Origin of the sequence: uncultured Aurantimicrobium sp. (assembly GCF_936931525.1) — a bacterium.
Taxonomy (GTDB): Bacteria; Actinomycetota; Actinomycetes; order Actinomycetales; family Microbacteriaceae; genus Aurantimicrobium.
In genome coordinates this window covers 1-1,343 of sequence record NZ_CAKZII010000138.1, presented here as the reverse complement: position 1 = coordinate 1,343, position 1,343 = coordinate 1, and the positions used below count along the sequence as shown (strand labels likewise).

The following is a 1,343-nucleotide window of genomic DNA, read 5'->3' as shown; positions in this document are numbered from 1 at the left end:
CTCTCCGTTCCTACGTGACGGATTGCCTTGCCAGTTCTGATTGTCCTTTCACGGGGACGGTGGATTCAGCGATGACTCAGATTGGCCAGCTGCTTGCTGATGTGGATCAATCACCTCTAACTGCTTCAGATGGACGTGTGCTCGGAGCCGATTCGATGCTGACAGCAATCATCGCCCCGCTCTATGACAAGCAAGCGTGGAGCTATCTCTCCGATGTGTTTACTGCCGTCTATGAGGGGGATGCAGATCCTGCCTATGGCTCGGTGGATTGGTATTACAACCGCACTGAAAGCGGAACGTATTCCGATAACTCAACCGAAGCTTTCCTCGCCATCTACTGCTGGGATTATCCGGTGAAAACGGATCCAGCTCAGTGGGCTGCTGACGCCAATGTGCTTGCTGAGAAAGCTCCTGTCATTGGGCCTTATCTCGCCTATGGTGATGAACTGTGCTCTCAGTGGGCGTTCCCTGCTGTGATGACTCCTCAGAAGGTCACGGCACGTGGTGCTGGAGACATCTTGGTTGTCGGCACGACCGGTGATCCGGCAACACCCTATCGCTGGGCACAGAACTTGGCAGCTCAGCTCGAAGGTGGTCACCTCGTGACCTACACCGGTGAAGGCCACACGGCATATAACAAGTCAAACGCCTGCGTGAATGACGCGGTGGATGGGTTCTTGTTGCGCGGGAAAGTTCCCGCGAGCGATCCTCAGTGCTAGCTCTCTAGACGAGCAATTCGTTCTTCCACCAGGGCACTCGTGCCAAAGCAGGCACGAAGTGCCTGGGCAACGGTGTGGCGAGAGAATTTCTGTGCTGCGGCGTCATCTGCCAAGAGTTCAGTGGTGATGCGAGTAGCTTGCGCCATGCGCTCACTGGCTGAGAATCCGGGTGCAACCGCCATGGCAAGGACTCCGGCAGCCCTCACTGTCCCATGGCGCTGATCGAGGTGAGCCTGCTCATGAGCCAGCGCTGCTTGGAGGAGTTCAGGGCTGAGTGTGGAGATGATCTCGGAGCTGACCATGACGCAGTTCGCACTGGGCACAGCCATCAACACCATTTCAGTGGAATCGAAAATCATCACCCGGTGACCAGAGAGTTCTGTGATTTTTCCGCGGGGAATCAGGACCGCGAATTGTTCGTCAAGCTTGCGTTTGGCAGCACGAAGTTCGCCAAGTGCTGCGCCGAAGCGGAAAACCAAGACCCCTAATACCCCGAGGGCTATCCAGCCGAAGACGTTCTCCAGGATGGGCATGAAGATGCGTGCTGAGTTATCTTCTACGACATGTTGAGCCAGGGCACGGGAAACCAAACCAACGAGTGCTGTGAGCAAAGAGAGTGCAGCT

At 55.9% G+C, this 1,343-nt stretch carries 2 protein-coding genes; one reads left to right on the top strand and one right to left on the bottom strand.

Translation table 11 applies throughout. The annotated features are described in order from the left end of the window. Positions 1–719 (top strand): alpha/beta hydrolase (locus Q0362_RS06545; protein ID WP_298121523.1); only part of this gene is annotated, 719 nt, incomplete at its 5' end. Here the strand turns inward: Q0362_RS06545 and Q0362_RS06540 are convergent. Further along, a partial coding sequence (locus Q0362_RS06540) for a M48 family metalloprotease (protein WP_298121520.1) occupies positions 716–1,343 on the bottom strand: 628 nt, incomplete at its 5' end. The genes Q0362_RS06545 and Q0362_RS06540 overlap by 4 nt on opposite strands.